Origin of the sequence: Salipiger sp. HF18, assembly GCF_011806505.1 — a bacterium.
Lineage (GTDB): Bacteria > Pseudomonadota > Alphaproteobacteria > Rhodobacterales > Rhodobacteraceae > Salipiger > Salipiger thiooxidans.
Genome location: NZ_JAATOS010000062.1, coordinates 1 through 15,703, shown reverse-complemented (window position 1 = coordinate 15,703; position 15,703 = coordinate 1). Strand labels below are relative to the sequence as shown.

The 15,703-nt window shown below is 67.8% G+C and carries 16 protein-coding genes and 1 pseudogene; 11 read left to right on the top strand and 6 right to left on the bottom strand.

Annotated elements, in window-relative coordinates:
- Nucleotides 1-685 (bottom strand): 4-hydroxy-3-methylbut-2-enyl diphosphate reductase (gene ispH, locus HC022_RS08500; RefSeq protein WP_167452126.1); only part of this gene is annotated, 685 nt, incomplete at its 3' end.
- Nucleotides 686-828: 143 nt separating this feature from the next.
- Between ispH and HC022_RS08495 the strand changes: the two genes are divergently transcribed.
- Entirely contained in the window at nt 829-1,035 is a 207-nt protein-coding gene (locus tag HC022_RS08495) for a hypothetical protein (RefSeq protein ID WP_175583507.1), read from the top strand.
- Between the two features lie 3 nt (nt 1,036-1,038).
- Here HC022_RS08495 and HC022_RS08490 read toward each other — a convergent pair whose 3' ends face one another.
- Nucleotides 1,039-1,485, bottom strand: coding sequence for a YqaA family protein (locus tag HC022_RS08490; protein WP_167452125.1), 447 nt, complete (start codon nt 1,483-1,485; stop codon nt 1,039-1,041).
- A gap of 40 nt (nt 1,486-1,525) precedes the next feature.
- A complete protein-coding gene (locus HC022_RS08485; RefSeq protein ID WP_008886053.1) occupies nt 1,526-2,101 on the bottom strand; it encodes an NYN domain-containing protein in 576 nt (191 codons plus the stop codon).
- A 157-nt stretch (nt 2,102-2,258) separates the two neighbouring features.
- Here HC022_RS08485 and folK point away from each other — a divergent pair, with 157 nt between their 5' ends.
- The 5 genes from folK to HC022_RS08460 all read left to right on the top strand — a co-directional run bounded on the left by folK (nt 2,259) and on the right by HC022_RS08460 (nt 7,128).
- Nucleotides 2,259-2,804 (top strand): 2-amino-4-hydroxy-6-hydroxymethyldihydropteridine diphosphokinase, encoded by a 546-nt coding sequence (folK, locus tag HC022_RS08480; RefSeq protein WP_254885002.1) that lies wholly within the window; start codon nt 2,259-2,261, stop codon nt 2,802-2,804.
- Nucleotides 2,805-2,882: 78 nt separating this feature from the next.
- Nucleotides 2,883-3,236, top strand: a complete 354-nt coding sequence (gene rpoZ, locus HC022_RS08475) for a DNA-directed RNA polymerase subunit omega (RefSeq protein ID WP_008885085.1) — start codon at nt 2,883-2,885, stop codon at nt 3,234-3,236.
- A gap of 39 nt (nt 3,237-3,275) precedes the next feature.
- Complete coding sequence (locus HC022_RS08470; RefSeq protein ID WP_008884397.1) at nt 3,276-5,414, top strand: bifunctional (p)ppGpp synthetase/guanosine-3',5'-bis(diphosphate) 3'-pyrophosphohydrolase; 2,139 nt, start codon at nt 3,276-3,278, stop codon at nt 5,412-5,414.
- Nucleotides 5,415-5,567: 153 nt separating this feature from the next.
- Nucleotides 5,568-6,221, top strand: a complete 654-nt coding sequence (locus tag HC022_RS08465; protein WP_167452124.1) for a DUF2062 domain-containing protein — start codon at nt 5,568-5,570, stop codon at nt 6,219-6,221.
- Nucleotides 6,222-6,264: 43 nt separating this feature from the next.
- Nucleotides 6,265-7,128, top strand: a complete 864-nt coding sequence (locus HC022_RS08460) for a DMT family transporter (protein WP_167452123.1) — start codon at nt 6,265-6,267, stop codon at nt 7,126-7,128.
- 16 nt (nt 7,129-7,144) lie between these two features.
- Here the strand turns inward: HC022_RS08460 and HC022_RS08455 are convergent, their stop codons facing one another.
- Entirely contained in the window at nt 7,145-8,617 is a 1,473-nt protein-coding gene (locus tag HC022_RS08455) for an ABC transporter substrate-binding protein (protein WP_167452122.1), read from the bottom strand.
- A gap of 123 nt (nt 8,618-8,740) precedes the next feature.
- Here HC022_RS08455 and panB point away from each other — a divergent pair, with 123 nt between their 5' ends.
- Complete coding sequence (panB, locus tag HC022_RS08450; RefSeq protein ID WP_167452121.1) at nt 8,741-9,574, top strand: 3-methyl-2-oxobutanoate hydroxymethyltransferase; 834 nt, start codon at nt 8,741-8,743, stop codon at nt 9,572-9,574.
- Entirely contained in the window at nt 9,571-10,413 is an 843-nt protein-coding gene (gene panC / locus HC022_RS08445) for a pantoate--beta-alanine ligase (RefSeq protein ID WP_167452120.1), read from the top strand. Before panB ends, panC begins: the two co-directional genes overlap by 4 nt.
- 63 nt (nt 10,414-10,476) lie before the next feature.
- On the opposite strand, the gene HC022_RS08440 is transcribed toward panC, so the two are convergent.
- Together HC022_RS08440 and HC022_RS08435 are read right to left on the bottom strand one after the other, a co-directional pair.
- Nucleotides 10,477-11,751, bottom strand: coding sequence for an acetylornithine deacetylase/succinyl-diaminopimelate desuccinylase family protein (locus HC022_RS08440; RefSeq protein ID WP_167452119.1), 1,275 nt, complete (start codon nt 11,749-11,751; stop codon nt 10,477-10,479).
- Between the two features lie 51 nt (nt 11,752-11,802).
- On the bottom strand, nt 11,803-12,750 hold the full coding sequence (locus HC022_RS08435) for a DUF2125 domain-containing protein (protein WP_167452118.1): 948 nt from the start codon (nt 12,748-12,750) through the stop codon (nt 11,803-11,805).
- A gap of 67 nt (nt 12,751-12,817) precedes the next feature.
- Here HC022_RS08435 and HC022_RS08430 point away from each other — a divergent pair, with 67 nt between their 5' ends.
- The 3 genes and pseudogenes from HC022_RS08430 to HC022_RS08420 all read left to right on the top strand — a co-directional run.
- The gene (locus HC022_RS08430) at nt 12,818-13,360 is read left to right on the top strand and encodes a gamma-glutamylcyclotransferase (RefSeq protein WP_167452117.1); all 543 of its coding nucleotides are present in this window, start codon (nt 12,818-12,820) and stop codon (nt 13,358-13,360) included.
- Nucleotides 13,361-13,424: 64 nt separating this feature from the next.
- Nucleotides 13,425-14,633: a biopolymer transporter ExbB gene (locus HC022_RS08425; RefSeq protein ID WP_167452116.1), complete on the top strand. Its 1,209-nt coding sequence runs from the start codon at nt 13,425-13,427 to the stop codon at nt 14,631-14,633.
- Between the two features lie 3 nt (nt 14,634-14,636).
- A pseudogene (locus tag HC022_RS08420) lies at nt 14,637-15,703 on the top strand (peptidoglycan-binding protein); the annotation flags it as partial.

The following is a 15,703-nucleotide window of genomic DNA, read 5'->3' as shown; positions in this document are numbered from 1 at the left end:
TGGAGGAGTTGGGCGCGCCCACCACCAGCAGGGCGTCGCAGTCGGACGCGATCGCCTTCACTGCTTCCTGCCGGTTGGTGGTGGCGTAGCAGATGTCTTCCTTGTGCGGGCCGACGATGGCCGGGAAGCGCGCGCGCAGAGCCGCCACGATGTCGATGGTGTCGTCGACCGAGAGCGTCGTCTGGGTGACGAAGGCCAGCTTCCCGGGGTCGCGAACGGTGACACCGGCCACGTCGTCGACGGTCTCGACCAGCAGGACCTCGCCGTCGGGCAGCTGGCCCATGGTGCCGATGGTCTCGGGGTGACCGGCGTGGCCGATCATGATCATCTGCAGCCCGTTTTCGTGGTGGCGGGCGGCCTCGATGTGGACCTTGCTCACCAGCGGGCAGGTGGCGTCGACGTAGATCATCTCGCGCTGGCGGGCGGCGGCGGGCACCGCCTTGGGCACGCCGTGGGCCGAGAAGATCACCGGCCGGTCGGGCGGGCACTCGTCGAGCTCCTCGACGAAGACCGCGCCCTTGTCGCGCAGCCCGTCCACGACGAACTTGTTGTGCACGATCTCGTGGCGCACGTAGACCGGCGCCCCCCATTTCTCGAGCGCCATCTCCACGATCTTGATCGCCCGGTCGACACCGGCGCAAAAGCCGCGCGGGGCGGCGAGGTAGAGGGTGAGGGGGTTCGTCATGGCGGTCTCCTGTTGCCCCTGAAGTAATCCCTGAGACGTTCGGCGTCGACCCCCTCAGCCGATATGCACCGCTTCCAGCCGATGGCCATCGCGGGACTCGGTGAAGGGGAGGGGCGGGTTGCGGCGCGGGCACTGTTCTTCAAATGGTCAGGCTGCACAGACGGGGAAAGCGGGATGCTGAAGATGGTCGCGGCAGTGGCGGCAGCTACCAGTCCGGCATGCAGGGCTTCGGCGACATACTGAGCGAGGACGAGATCCTCGACGTCATGGCCTATATCAAGAGCACCTGGCCCGAACAGTTGGTCGCGACCCACAATGAGATCAACGCCCGCGCGTCAGCCTGCGAGTGAGCTTCAGGGCGCTCCGCCCACGGCGTTCGTGGCAAGCGCGAGCACGATGTAGCGGCCGGTCTTTGCGATGGTGACAAGCGCGAGGAATACCGCCCAGTGCGTGCGCATCACGCCCGCGATGACGGTGAAGGCGTCGCCCAGCGGCGCCCAGCTCAGCAGCAGTGTCCAGATGCCCCAGCGGGCATAGATACGCTGCGCCTTCCCGAGTTGCTTTTCGGAAACAGGAAACCACCGGCGGTGGCGGAAATGCTCCAGCCAGAGGCCAAGGATGTAGTTCACCACCGCGCCGAGTGTGTTGCCGATGCTGGCCACCAGAATGATGAGCGGCAGCGGTGCGACATTACTCAACTGTAGCCCGACGAAAATCACCTCGGACTGGAACGGCAGTATGGTTGCGGCCCCGAAGGCCGCCAGGAAGAGACCGCCAAGCGCGGCAGCCTCAGATAGCACGGGCGCGGACCCTCATCCCCATGAACACCGCGCCCGGGCTTCAGTTACCGTTGCTCGCAACCTCGAAGTTGCGCTCCGCCTGCTGTTCGCGCGGCGGACGGCCGATGACTTCACGCAGTTCGTCGAGCTCGATGAAGTTGTCGGCCTGACGGCGGAGTTCGTCTGCGATCATCGGAGGCTGGCTGCGGATGGTAGACACCACCGAAACGCGAACGCCTTGACGTTGCAGGCTTTCCACGAGCGGGCGGAAGTCGCCGTCGCCCGAGAAGAGCACGATGTGATCGACGCGCGGAGCAAGTTCCATGGCATCGACCGTGAGTTCGATGTCCATGTTTCCCTTGACCTTCCGGCGGCCCTGGCTGTCAGTGTACTCTTTCGCCGGCTTCGTAACCATGGTGAAGCCATTGTAATGGAGCCAGTCCACCAGCGGGCGGATCGGCGAATACTCGTCATTTTCCAGCAGGGCGGTGTAGTAGAACGCGCGCACCATCTTTCCACGGCGCACGAATTCCTGGCGCAGCAGCTTGTAATCGATGTCGAACCCAAGAGCCTTTGCAGCGGCGTACAGGTTGGATCCATCGATGAACAGCGCCAGCCGTTCGTCCTTGTAGAACATTAAAAAAGTCCTTTCAGCAATAGGACGTGCCTGAGTGTCCGTGAGTGATAAATGGGTGGCACGCCCAATCATTAAACAGTAAAGTTTTCGACCGGGGTTGCAACCCGGCAAACATATCCAAGAGGATAGATCAACTGTGTCTTTCCGACAAGAAATCTTGATCGCCTTAGGCGCGAATTTGTCGTCCGACACTGGCCTTCCGCGCGAAACCCTCCATGCTGCACTGGCACGTTTGCGCGACCATGGGCTGACCGTCCTGCGCACCAGCCGCTTCTTCGCAACACCTTGTTTTCCCGCGGGTGCGGGCCCCGACTACGTCAATGCCTGTGCGGTCCTCGGGGGGGGCGCGGAGCCCGCGGAAGTGCTTGCCACACTGCACGCGGTCGAGGCGGAATTCGGGCGCGCGCGCGAGCAGAGATGGGGCAGCCGGACACTCGATCTGGACCTTTTGGCGGTCGGAAAAATAGTTCTTCCTGACGCTGCGTTCCAAGGCAGATGGCGCGAGCTTCCGCTCGACCGGCAGCTGCGCGAGACTCCGGACCAACTGATTCTGCCGCATCCGCGGCTGCAGGAGCGGGCCTTCGTGCTGGTGCCTCTCCTTGACGTGGCGCCGGACTGGCGGCACCCGCTTCTGGACCGGACGGTGCGAGAGCTTTGCGCCGCATTGCCGGACGAGCAGCGCGCCGAAGTCAAGCCTGTTTGACCGAATCGTCCTTGTGTTCCGTTTCTCTGCGCGTTAGACGTTCACTTTCTGACGGCAAACCGGATAGGTGATACGCATATGGCCCGCGTGACGGTAGAAGATTGCGTCGACAAGGTTCCGAACCGCTTCGAGCTGGTGATGCTCGCCGCCCACCGGGCGCGCGAGGTGTCGGCTGGTAGCCCGATCACCGTGGACCGTGACAACGACAAGAATCCCGTTGTTGCGCTTCGCGAGATCGCTGAAGAGACCCAGTCGGCGGACGAACTTCGCGAGCGTCTGATCGAGTCGCACCAGACTCAGATCGAGGTGGACGAGCCCGAAGAGGACAGCATGGCGCTTCTCATGGGTGCCGAGCAGGACAAGCCCGCCGACGACGACATGTCGGAAGAGAAGCTCCTGCGCGCCCTTATGGAGGCACAAGGGGAAAGCTGAGGCCCTGCCCCTTTGCGGGCCAGGTAAGGATACGCGCCCATGATTGCGGCCGAAGACCTGGTTGCGCTGGTCCGCAACTACAATCCCAAGACCAACGAAGAGCTCATCCGCGCGGCCTATGATTTTGGCCGCGCGATGCATGAGGGGCAGCTCCGCCACTCGGGCGAGCCCTATTTCACGCATCCCGTTGCCGTTGCCGCGATCCTGACCGAGCAACAGCTCGACGACGCGACCATCATCACCGCCCTGCTGCACGACACCATCGAGGACACCCGCGCCTCGTGGAAGGACATCGCTGACCGCTTCGGCGAGGATGTCGCCGATCTCGTGGACGGCGTGACCAAGCTCACGAACCTGCAGCTCTCGAGCTCCGAGACCAAGCAGGCCGAGAACTTCCGCAAGCTGTTCATGGCCATGTCCAAGGACCTGCGGGTGATCCTCGTGAAGCTGGCGGACCGGCTGCACAACATGCGCACCATCAAGGCGATGCGCGCCGAGAAGCAGGTGCAGAAGGCGCGCGAGACCATGGACATCTACGCGCCGCTCGCCGGCCGGATGGGCATGCAGTGGATGCGCGAAGAGCTCGAGGACCTCGCCTTTCGGGTGCTGAACCCCGAGGGGCGCGCCTCGATCATCCGACGCTTCATCACGCTCCAGAAGGAAGCGGGCGACGTCATCCACCGGATCACCGGCGACATGCGGCACGAGCTCGAGGAGGCCGGCATCGACGCCGAGGTCTTCGGCCGCGCCAAGAAACCCTACTCGATCTGGCGCAAGATGCAGGAAAAGGGCCTGGGCTTCTCGCGCCTCTCCGACATCTACGGTTTCCGCGTCATCACCCGCAACGAGATGGACTGCTACCGCGCGCTGGGCGTCATCCACCAGCGCTGGAGGTCGGTGCCCGGACGGTTCAAGGACTACATCAGCCAGCCCAAGTCGAACGGTTACCGCTCGATCCACACCACGGTGTCCGGCCGCGACGGCAAGCGCGTCGAGGTGCAGATCCGCACCCGCCAGATGCACGAGGTTGCCGAGACCGGAGTTGCCGCGCACTGGTCCTACCGGGACGGCGAGCGCGCCGAGAACCCCTTTGCCGTCGATCCCGCCCGCTGGATCGCCTCGCTTACCGAGCAGTTCGACGCCGAGCAGGACCACGACGAGTTCCTCGAGGCAGTGAAGCTCGAGATGTACTCGGACAAGGTGTTCTGCTTCACACCCAAGGGCGACGTGGTGAAGCTGCCCCGTGGCGCAACGCCGCTCGATTACGCCTACGCCATCCACACCCGCATCGGCTCGGCCTGTGTCGGCGCCAAGGTCGACGGCATCCGGGTGCCGCTCTGGACCCGCCTGAAGAACGGCCAGTCGGTCGAGATCATCACCGCCGAGGGCCAGACGCCGCAGGCCACCTGGCTCGACATCGCGACGACCGGCAAGGCCCGGACCGCGATCCGCCGCGCGCTGCGCGAGGCCGGGCGCGAGCGGTTCATCAAGCTCGGGCAGGAACTCGCGCGTTCGGCCTTCGAGCATCTCGGCAAGAAGGCCACCGACAAGGTGCTCGAGAAGGCCGCGCAGACGCTGCGGCTCGAGGACAAGGACGAGCTTCTGGCGCGCCTGGGCTCGGCAGAGATCACCTCACGCGAGGTGGTGCACGCGGTCTATCCCGACCTCACCCCCAGCGCCGAGGCCGAGGTCGACGCCCATCGCGCGGTCATCGGTCTTGAACCGGGCACCGGCTTCACCCGCGCGCGCTGCTGCCAGCCGCTGCCGGGCGAGCGCATCGTCGGCATCACCCAGCGCGGCAAGGGCGTCTTCGTGCATGCCATCGACTGCGAATCGCTGGCCGCCTTCGAGGACCAGCCGGACCGTTGGGTCGACCTGCGCTGGGCCGAGGGGACGCACCCCGCTGCCTATGGCGTGAGCCTTGAACTCACCATCGGAAACGATGCCGGTGTCCTTGGCCGCGTTTGCACCTTGATCGGGGAGCGGCTGGCCAATATTTCGGATCTTGAGTTCGTGGATCGTAAACCCGACTTCTTTAGGATCCGCATGGACGTCGAATTTCGGGATGCAGAGCACCTTCATTCGGTGATCTCGGCGCTCGAGGCTGAAAGCGACGTTGCATCGGTCGTCCGGCGCCGCGATTCCTCGCAGGCGACGGTCACGGCGGCAGCGGAATAGCGGCGCCGCTGCGTCGCCGGAGCAACGACGCAGCCATGTGCCGCCCGACGGGCGGCGCGGCCCCTGTGTCGGCAGGACAGAGACGCGGCCCTTTGGGTCGTAACGGAATGAATGCGCGGCCCCCCGCGGGTCGCCGAGGAACGGAACGGGCCTTTGGTCTTCAAACGCCGTGACAGACGGCCTTTCGGACGCGTCGTGCTGGAGTTCTTCTGGCCGCGCGGAGGGTGGGCACGGGCAGCGCGCTACATCCAGCACCGCCTCCACCGATTGCCGGATCCGCCCGAGAAGATTGCCCGCGGCATTTTTGCCGGGGTCTTCACGACGTTCACCCCCTTCTACGGCATGCATTTCTTTGTCGCCGGCACCCTTGCCTGGATCCTGCGCGGCAACATCATCGCGGCGCTTCTGGGCACCTTCTTCGGCAACCCGCTCACCTACGTGCCCATCGCCATCGCCTCGTTGCGCACGGGCTACTGGCTGCTCGACATCAACCGGCACGAGCCGCACCACCGCTCGATCCTCGCCAGTTTCAGCTATGCCAGCGGCGACCTGTGGGAAAACACCGTCGCCTGGTTCACCGGCGCGCCGACCAATTGGTCGAACTTGCACGTCTTCTACGACGTGGTCTTCTATCCCTACATGATTGGCGGCATCCTTCCCGGCATCGTCACCGGGCTTGTCGCCTACTACCTGACCGTGCCGCTGATCCGGGCCTACCAGAACCGCCGCAAGGGGGCGCTCAAGGCCAAGCTCGAGGCGCTGCGGAAGAAGAAGGAACAGGCCGAGAGGGGCACGCCGTCCGATTGACGGCCGCCACGTGATCTCGCGACCGGGAGGGGGAGGCCCGCCGATGCGATTGTTTCTGCTGGTCGCCCTGACCATGATGGCCTTTGCCGCCAACTCGCTGCTGAACCGCGCGGCGCTGGCCGGCGGCGGCATCGACGCCACGAGCTTCGGCACCATCCGCCTGCTCGCCGGTGCCGCCATGCTGGCGGTGCTGGTGCTGGCACGCCACGGCGCTTTGAAGTTTGGCGGCCCCGGCAGGGTCGCGGGGGTCGCGGGGCTCTTCCTCTACATCTACGGCTTCTCGGCGGCCTATGCCGGGATGCCGGCGGGGCCGGGGGCGCTGCTGCTCTTCGGCCTGGTGCAGGTAACGATGTTCGGCGGCGGGGGGCTGGGCGGCGAGGCCATTCCCGCACGGCGCTGGATCGGCGCGGCGCTGGCCTTCGGCGGGCTGGTCTGGCTGCTCTGGCCCGGCGGCGGCACGGCCCCGAGCCTGCCGCACGCGCTGGCGATGCTGCTGGCGGGCTTCGGCTGGGGGATATACTCGCTCGCGGGCCGCAAGGCCGAGGTGCCGCTGGTCGCGGCGGCGGCAAACATGGTGATCGCTGCAGGGCTCGGCCTTCTGGTGCAGCTGGGCGTGATGGGCGCGGGCCACGTCGCGGCGGACTGGGCGCTGACCCCGGTCCTGCTCGCGGTGATCTCGGGGGCGGTGACCTCGGGGCTGGGCTACACGCTCTGGTATGCGCTGCTGCCGAAGATCCCGGGCTCGGTCGCAGCCGTGGCGCAGCTCACCGTGCCGGTAATCGCCATGGCGGGCGGCATGATCTTTCTCGGAGAGGTGCTTACCGCGCGCTTCGTCCTGGCCGCGCTCCTCGTGCTGGGCGGCGTCGCGGTGTCGGTGTTGCCGCCCGGCCTCGCCCGCAGGCGCTGACCGGGCGGCGGGTGCCTCATTCGACCCAGTGCACGCCGGTCAGGTCGGTGGCCTGCGTCGGCTGGTTCTGCCAGAGCCCCTCGAGCCGCGCGTCGGCGACGGTGGGGAAGGCCAGCTGGAAGAGGTAGGCGTTGACGTGGTCCTCGGCGATCATGGTCTCGGCCTTGGCCACCAGCTCGGAACGCGCCGCCGGATCGGTCGTGGTCCCCAGCGTCGCCATCAGCTCCTGAAGCTCGGGGTTGTCATAGCCGAAGTAGTAATCCGGCCGCGCGTAGATGCCGATGTCGAAGGGCTCGGTGTGCGAGATGATGGTCAGGCCGAAGTCCTTGCCCCGGAACACTTCCTCGAGCCACTGCGCCCATTCGAGGTTGGTGATCTCGGTGTCGATGCCGATCTCGCGCAGCTGCGCCGCGATAATCTCGCCGCCGCGTCGGGCGTAGGAGGGCGGCGGCAGCTTCAGCGTGGTGACGAAGCCGTCCGGGTAGCCCGCGTCCGCCAGCAGCGTCTTTGCCTTCTCGGGATCGTAGGTCGAGAGTTCGGTCAGGTCGACGTAATCGGGGTTGTGCGGGGCGAAATGGGTGCCGATGGGCGTGCCCTGTCCGAACATCGCACCGTCGATGATCGCCTGCCGGTCGATGGCATGGGCCACGGCCGCGCGCACCAGCGGGTCGGCGAAATGCTCCTCGGCGTTGTTCATGGCGAGGATGGTCTCGCCCTCGGTGGTGCCGACGATCACCTTGAAGCGCGGGTCGGCCTCGAACATCGGCAGGTTCTCGGGGGCGGGGAAGCCCGCGAAGGCGTCGATGTCCTGCGCCATCATCGCCGCGAAGGCCGCGGTCGGGTCCGCGATGAAGCGGAAGGTCACGTGCGCCAGCGCCGGCGCCTCGCCCCAGTAGGCGTCGTTGCGCGACAGCTCGATGCGGTCGCCGGTCATCCAGCGGTCGAAGACGAAGGGGCCGGTGCCGACGGGGGTCTGCTGGATGCCCTCGATGTTCTCGGGCGCGACGATCACCGCATCGCCCCACGCCATGTTGAAGAGGAAATTGCCGTCGGGCTCGGCCAGCGTCACCTGCACCGTGAGCGGGTCCAGCACCGTGACCTCGGCGATGCCCTCGAACAGCGCCTTCTGGGCGTTCTGGCTGTCCTCGGCGCGGGCGCGGTCGAGGCTGAACTTCACGTCCTCGGCATCCATCGTGGTGCCGTCGTGGAAGGTGACGCCGTCGTGCAGGTGGAAGGTGTAGATCTTGGCGTCGTCCGAGATCTCCCAGCTTTCGGCGAGCCCGGGCACGATCTCGCCGGTTTCGCTGAATTTCGTCAGCCCCTCGAAGACGTTGGTGTAGAGCACGCTGTCGATCGCGCCCGCCGCCGCCGAGGTCGGATCGAGATGCGGCGGCTCGAGCTGCAGGGCGATCACGAGGTCCGGCGGCGCGGCCAGCGCGGCCTGGGCCGAAAGCAGGAAAGCGGCAAGGACGGGGCGGGTGCGGACCATGGGAAACTCCGTTCTGGGTTGCGGCGAGTGTGGCGAATTTTCTCATGCGATCAAGGGCGGGCTGGATAATGGCCGTGCGGGCTGATAGATGGCGCCAGCCTTGTTGCCGAGGAGGAGACGCCAATGAGTGCCACCGCACGCAAGACCGCGCCGCTGCCGGAAGACATCCGAGCCCGGAAGGGAGGCGCGCCGCTGGTCAGCCTCACCGCCTACACCACGCCGATGGCGCAGCTGATGGACGCGCATTGCGATTTCGTGCTCGTGGGCGATTCTGTCGGCATGGTGCTGCACGGGCTCGAGTCGACGCTTGGCGTGACCATGGAGATGATGATCCTGCACGGCCGGGCGGTGAAGCGCGGGCTGGCGCAGGCGATGATGGTCGTCGACATGCCTTTCGGCAGCTACGAGGAAAGCCCCGAGCAGGCCTTCCGCAACGCTGCCCGGCTTATGGCCGAGACCGGCTGCGCGGCGGTGAAGCTCGAGGGTGGCGTCGAGATGGCCGGGACGATCGCGTTTCTCGTGAAACGCGGCATCCCGGTGATGGCGCATGTGGGTCTGACGCCGCAGTCGATCAACACGCTGGGCGGCTACAAGGTGCAGGGCCGCGGCGCCGCGGGCGACCGGCTCATGGCCGACGCGGTGGCGGTGGCCGAGGCGGGTGCCTTTGCGGTGGTGCTCGAGAAGGTGCCCGCGGCGCTCGCCGACCGGGTCACCGCCGGCATCGCCATTCCCACCATCGGCATCGGCGCCTCGGCGGGATGCGACGGGCAGATCCTCGTGGTCGACGACATGCTGGGGCTCTTCACCGCCTTCAAGCCGAAGTTCGTGAAACGCTACGCGACGCTGGGCGATCAGGCCGAGGCCGCGGTCGCAGCCTATGCCGAGGAGGTGCGCAGCCGCCGCTTCCCCGCCGCCGAACACGTCTTCGCCGACGCCAGGCCGGGAGAGGGCGCATGACCGACATCGTTCGCACCCGATCGGCGCTGCGGGCACGCGTGCTCGCCTGGAAGCGGGCGGGCGAGAGCATCGGCGTGGTGCCGACCATGGGCGCGCTGCACGCCGGGCACCTGAGCCTCGTCGAGGCCGCGAAGGCGGCGAACGACCGGGTCATCGTGACGATCTTCGTCAATCCGAAGCAGTTCAACAGCGCCTCGGATCTCGAGAACTACCCGCGGACCGAGGAGCAGGACGCCGAGAAGCTGTCGCCGCACGAGGTCGAGGTGATCTACGTGCCCGATCCCGACCAGATCTACCCCGACGGTTTCGCGACCACGGTTTCGGTCACCGGGCTGACCGAGGGGCTCTGCGGCGCCCACCGGCCCGGGCATTTCGACGGCGTGACCACGGTGGTGTGCAAGCTCTTCCTGCAGACCGGCGCCGACCGCGCCTATTTCGGCCAGAAGGACTACCAGCAGTTGCAGGTGGTGACGCGCATGGCCATGGATCTCGACATCCCGGTCGAGGTGATCGGCTGCCCCACGGTGCGCGAAGACGACGGGCTCGCGCTGTCCTCGCGCAACATGCTGCTGCCGGCCGAGGCCCGCGCCGCGGCGCCGGGGCTCAACCGCGCGATGACCGCCATGGCGGAGGGGCTGCTGGCGGGCGGCGATGTCGCGGCGCTGCGGGCGACGGCAGAGGAGGCGATCCTCGCGGCCGGGTTCGAGCGGGTCGAGTATCTCGAGCTGCGGGCGGCGGACGGGCTGGCGCCGATGGCGTCCGTCGAGCGTCCGGCGCGGCTGCTGGCGGCGGCATGGATCGGCGGCGTGCGGCTCATCGACAACATCGCGGTCGGCTGAGGCCGGGCGCGGCGCTGCCTTTTTCGCATGGTAAGGGGGCCGCGCTGGGCCCCCTTTCGCGGTCTAGGAGGGCAGCAGCAGCCGTTCGAGGCTGCGCCCCATCACCCGCGCGCTGTCGAGCATGTCGGTGACGCCGACCCACTCGTCGGGCTTGTGCGCCAGCTCCAGCACGCCGGGCCCGTAGGCGATGCAGTTCTTCAGCTTGCCGATGCGGTCGATGTGCTTCTGGTCGTAGCTGCCGGGGGAGGCGACGTAGCTGGCCTCGAGCCCCAGCTCCTCGCGGATGGCCTCGGTGACGGTGCGCACCACGGGGGCGTCGCGGTCGGTCATCGAGGGGATCACCCGGTTGAGTTCGCGGATCTCGTAGTCGAAGTTCTCGCGCCGCGCCTTGAGATCGTCGAGCAGGCCGATCACCTCGTCGCGCACGCCCTCGACGGTTTCCTCGATCAGGAAGCGCCGGTCGATCACAATACGGCAACTGTCGGGCACGCAATGGGCGGGCAGCCCGTCGAAATCGGGCGGGTTCTCGGGCTGGCCGCCGTGGATGGCGTTGATGTTCATGGTCGAGGACCGCGCCCCCTCGGGCACCACCGGCATCTCGGTGTGACGCGCCGCCATCGCGGGGAAGAGCCGCTCTTCGAAGGCCGCCAGCACGGCGCCCATGTGGCGCACAGCACAATCGCCGAGGAAGGGCATGGAGCCGTGAGCGATCTCGCCCTTGGTCTCGATCTCGGCCCACCAGCCGCCACGGTGGCCAAGGCAGATCCGGTCCTTGTTGAGCGGCTCGGGGATGATCACGTGCTGCACCCGCTCGGGCGCGAACCAGCCCTCGCGCGCAAGATATGCAACGCCACCATAGCCGCCGGATTCCTCGTCGGCGGTGGCGCTGATCTCGACGGCGCCGGCGTGGTCGGGGTGGGTCTCGAGAAAGGCCTCGGCGGCGATGATCGAGGCGGCGAGCCCGCCCTTCATGTCACAGGCGCCGCGCCCGTAGATGCGGTCGCCGTCAAGCTCGGCGCCGAACGGGTCGCGGGTCCAGCCCTTGCCGACCTCGACCACGTCGTGGTGCGAGTTGAAATGCACGCAGTCGCCCGGTCGGGTGCCCTCGCGCCGGGCCACGAGGTTCCAGCGCGGGTAGCGGTCGCTGTCGCCGGGGGCACCCACCGCGCGCACCAGCTCGCAGGCAAAGCCGCGCGCCGCGAGCTGGTGGTGCAGGTAGTCGCAGATGGCCCGGTAGTTCTCGCCCGGCGGGTTCAGCGTCGGGATGCGGATGAGATCCTGCGTGAGCGCGATCAGCTCGTCGCGCTTGGCTTCGATGCGGTGGGACAGGTCGGTCATGCGCGCACTGTTCCCGGGAACGGGGCGCGGCGCAAGATGCCGCGGGCGCGCTCAGTGCAGCTGCGGTGCCTTGCCGAGCGGCAGGAACCCGAGCCAGGTCCGGCGGTCGCGGAACTCGAAGGTGAGGTCGATGGTGTCCTCGCGCCCCGAGAGCCCGGCCAGCAGCTGCGCCGCGCTCTCGATCAGCGACAGCACCTCGGATGGCACCCGGCCGGCCTGGCGTTCGGCCTCGATGGCCTCGCGCAAGTTCTCGACCCGGAGCGACAGCTCGCCCTCGGGGTAGCCGTCCTCGTCCACGTCGAGCTCGCCGGTGGCGGCGAGCTGCAGCGCGTCCATGCCGATTTCGGCGCGGCGGATCTCGATGCGGGTCGGCTGCGCGTCGGCGTAGGTCTCGGGCCGCAGCGGCTCGGCCAGCGCCACGGTGCTGTCGAGCCGCAGCCCGTCGTCGCCGCCGCCCGAGATGCGCCCGCCGGTGGCGATGCCCTCGGCGTTGACGGCGACGCGGTAGGTGCGGTCCTCGCCCTCGAGCCGGTCGATGGCGGCAGTCAGGTCCGACAGCGCCAGAGGCGCCTCGCCGGAGACGTTCAGGACATCGGCCTCGGCGTGGGCGCGCAGAAGGTAGCCGTCGTCGCGCACGAGGCTGGCGCGCAGCCCCTCGGAGCTCATCTCGTAGCGCGCGCCCTCGCGGGTCAGCACCTGCTCGTCGGGAAAGGCGATGATGACGTGATCGCGGCTCCAGACCATCTGGAGCACCTGCAGGAAGGGCGCCTCCCAGACGGTGTTGCTGCCGGGATCGGCAAGCAGCAGGCCGGTGAAGGTGGTGTCGAGACGATTCGGGAAGCCGCGGATGGCGAGGTCGTCGTAGCTCACCTCCCAGCCGTCGGCGCGGCGGTCCTCGGCCCAGCCCTCGATCGCCCGTTTCTGCGCCCATGCGGAAAATGCCCAGAAGCCGGACCATGCCAGCGCCGCGACGATCACCAGAATTGCCAGTCGTTTCACGGCGCCCCCCTTTTCATGCCCCTGCCGCATGGTGTTTACAGCTTGGCAAAGGAAAGGACCAGAAATCATGGCGCTTTGGGTCTTCGGCTACGGCTCGCTCCTGTGGAATCCCGGCTTCGAGGTCGCCGAGGAGGCGCATGCCATCCTCCCCGACTACCACCGCAGCTTCTGCATGCGCTCGATCCACCATCGCGGCACCGAGGATGAGCCCGGCCTGGTGCTGGCGCTCGACGAACAGCCCGGGGCGCTCTGCGAGGGGCTGGCGCTGCGCGCCGCCGAGGGACGCGAAGATGTAACCCTGGCTTACCTGCGCGAGCGCGAGCTGATCTCGTCGGCCTATCTCGAGAAAATGCTTCACGTGGATCTGCGCGACGGCCGGCGGGTCGAGGCGGTGACCTATGTCATCGATCCGCACCACGTTCAGTATTGCGGCGGTCTGCCGCTCGAAGAGCAGGCCGACATCATCTCGCGCGCCATCGGCGGGCGGGGTCCGAACACCGAATACCTCTACAATACGGCGTCGCATCTGGATGCGCTGGGCATACCCGATGCGGAACTGCACTGGTTGCAGGATCGTGTGCGGCAACTTTCGGATAACCGCTTGGCTTGATTCGGCTGCCGCAATAGGCTCGGCTCCGACAGGACCGATGCCAGAACCACCGCCAGGGACATAAATGGACACGCCCGACCTCGAGGCCGAGCCACACTTCAGCCAGCCCGTACGCCAGATCGCCCTCATGCTCGCGGTCATCGGCCTTTGCGTCGCGGGCGGCGTCGTCGCCCTTCCGCGGGTGCTGCCGGTGTTCCAGGCGAACCCCTGGCTCAACGGCTTTATCGTCTTCGTCTTCGTGCTTGGTGTGCTCGCCTGTTTCTTTCAGGTCGCGCAGCTCATCACCTCGGTGCGCTGGATCGAACGCTTCGTCACCGACCGCGACGCGGGTGCGCAGGCGCCCCGGCTGCTGGCCCCCCTCGCGGCCCTGCTGCGCCGGCGCGACCGGCGGATGCAGATCACCACGACCTCGACCCGTTCGATCCTCGACTCGGTGGCCACCCGCATCGACGAGGCGCGCGAGATCACCCGCTACCTCGTCTCGCTGCTGATCTTCCTCGGCCTTCTCGGCACCTTCTACGGCCTCGCAACCACGGTGCCGGCGCTGGTCGATACCATCCGCAGCCTCGCGCCCGAGCAGGGCGAGTCGAACATGGACGTGTTCACCCGGCTGATGTCGGGTCTGGAAAGCCAGCTCGGCGGCATGGGCGTGGCCTTCGCCTCGTCGCTGCTGGGCCTTGCGGGTTCGCTGATCGTGGGCCTGCTCGAGCTCTTCGCGGGTCACGGCCAGAACCGCTTCTACCGCGAGCTCGAGGAATGGCTCAGCACCATCACCAAGCTCAGCTTCTCGGGCGATGGCGACAGCGCCGGTGACACCGGCGTGGTCGAGCAGGTGCTCGACCAGATGACCGACCAGATGGAGCGGCTCACGCTGATGTTCGCCCGCTCGCAGGAGGGCCAGAACGAGGTCGACGCCCGGCTCGGGCAGCTCGCGGATTCGGTCGAGCGCATGACCGAGCGGCTCGAGGCCACGGCACCCTCGGCCAACTCGCTGGCCCGCATCGCCGAGGGGCAGGAGCGGCTGGCCGAGGTGCTGGCCGAACGCGACGCCGCCGAAGGCTTCGACGCCGAAAGCCGCATGCGGCTGCGGTCGATCGACGTGCAGATGCTGCGCTTGCTGGAAGAGATCTCCGCCGGCCGGCAGGAGACCATGGCCGAGCTGCGCACCGACCTCAGCAGTCTGAACCGCACGCTCTCCAAGCTCGCCAACCAGCCGCAGGCGGCGGCGCCGTCGCTGACCATCCGGCCGGCGCGACCGAAGGGCGAGGCCTGATCCATGGCCCTGTCGCGACGCACCGGCGCGCGCTTCCAGGCCAACATCTGGCCGGGCTTCGTCGACGCGATGACCGGCCTCCTGCTGGTGCTGATGTTCGTGCTGACCATCTTCATGGTCATCCAGTCGGTGCTGCGCGACACCATCACCGGGCAGGAAAGCCAGCTCGACCGGCTGTCCTCGGAACTGGCGGAGCTGAGCCAGGCGCTCGGCCTGCAGGAACGCGAGAACAGTCAGCTCACCGCCCGTCTGGGCGAGCTGCAGACCACGCTCGACGACAACGAGACCCGGCTCGCGGAACAGCAGGGCCTGATCGCCACGCTGACCGCCGCCCGCGACCGCCAGTCCGAGGAACTGCAGGCGGCGCAGGGGCGCATCGCCTCCTTCGAGGAACAGGTCGCGGCGCTGCTGTCGGACCGCGATGACCGCCACACAGGCCGAGCTCGAGGCCGCCCGCGACGCGGTGACCTCCGAACGCGACGCGCTGGACCTGGCGCTGGCGCAGGCCCGCACCGAGGTCGACGCGCAGGCCGAGGCTGCCCGTCTTGCCGCCGCCCGCCGCGAGGCGCTCGAGGCGCTGGTCGAGGATCTGCGCGCCCGCAACGCCGAGCAGGCCGAGACCATGGGCGGGCTCACGACCCGCGTCGATGAATTGCAGCAGGACCTGACCGACGAGGAGGCGCAGCGCCTCGCCGAGGCCGAGGCCGCCGCCGCCCTGCGCGCGCGGCTCGAATCCTCCGACACCGAGCTGACCGCGATGACCATGGCGCTCGAGGAACAACGCCGGAAGGCCGAGGAGACGCTGACCCTGCTGGCCGCCGCCCGCGACGCGAGCGACGATCTTGATGCCCGCCTTGCTGCGGCGCTGCTCCGGCAGGACGAGACCGAGAAGGCGCTGGCCGAGGCGCGCTCCGAGGCGGAAGGCGCCGACGATCTCGAGGCCCGTCTTGCCGCGGCGCTGGCGGCGCAGGGCGATGCCGAGAGCAGCACCGCCGACCTGCGCGACCGGCTCGCGGCGGCGCTCGCCGCGCAGAAGGCGGCCGAGGCCGAGGCTGGCGCTCGGCTCTCCG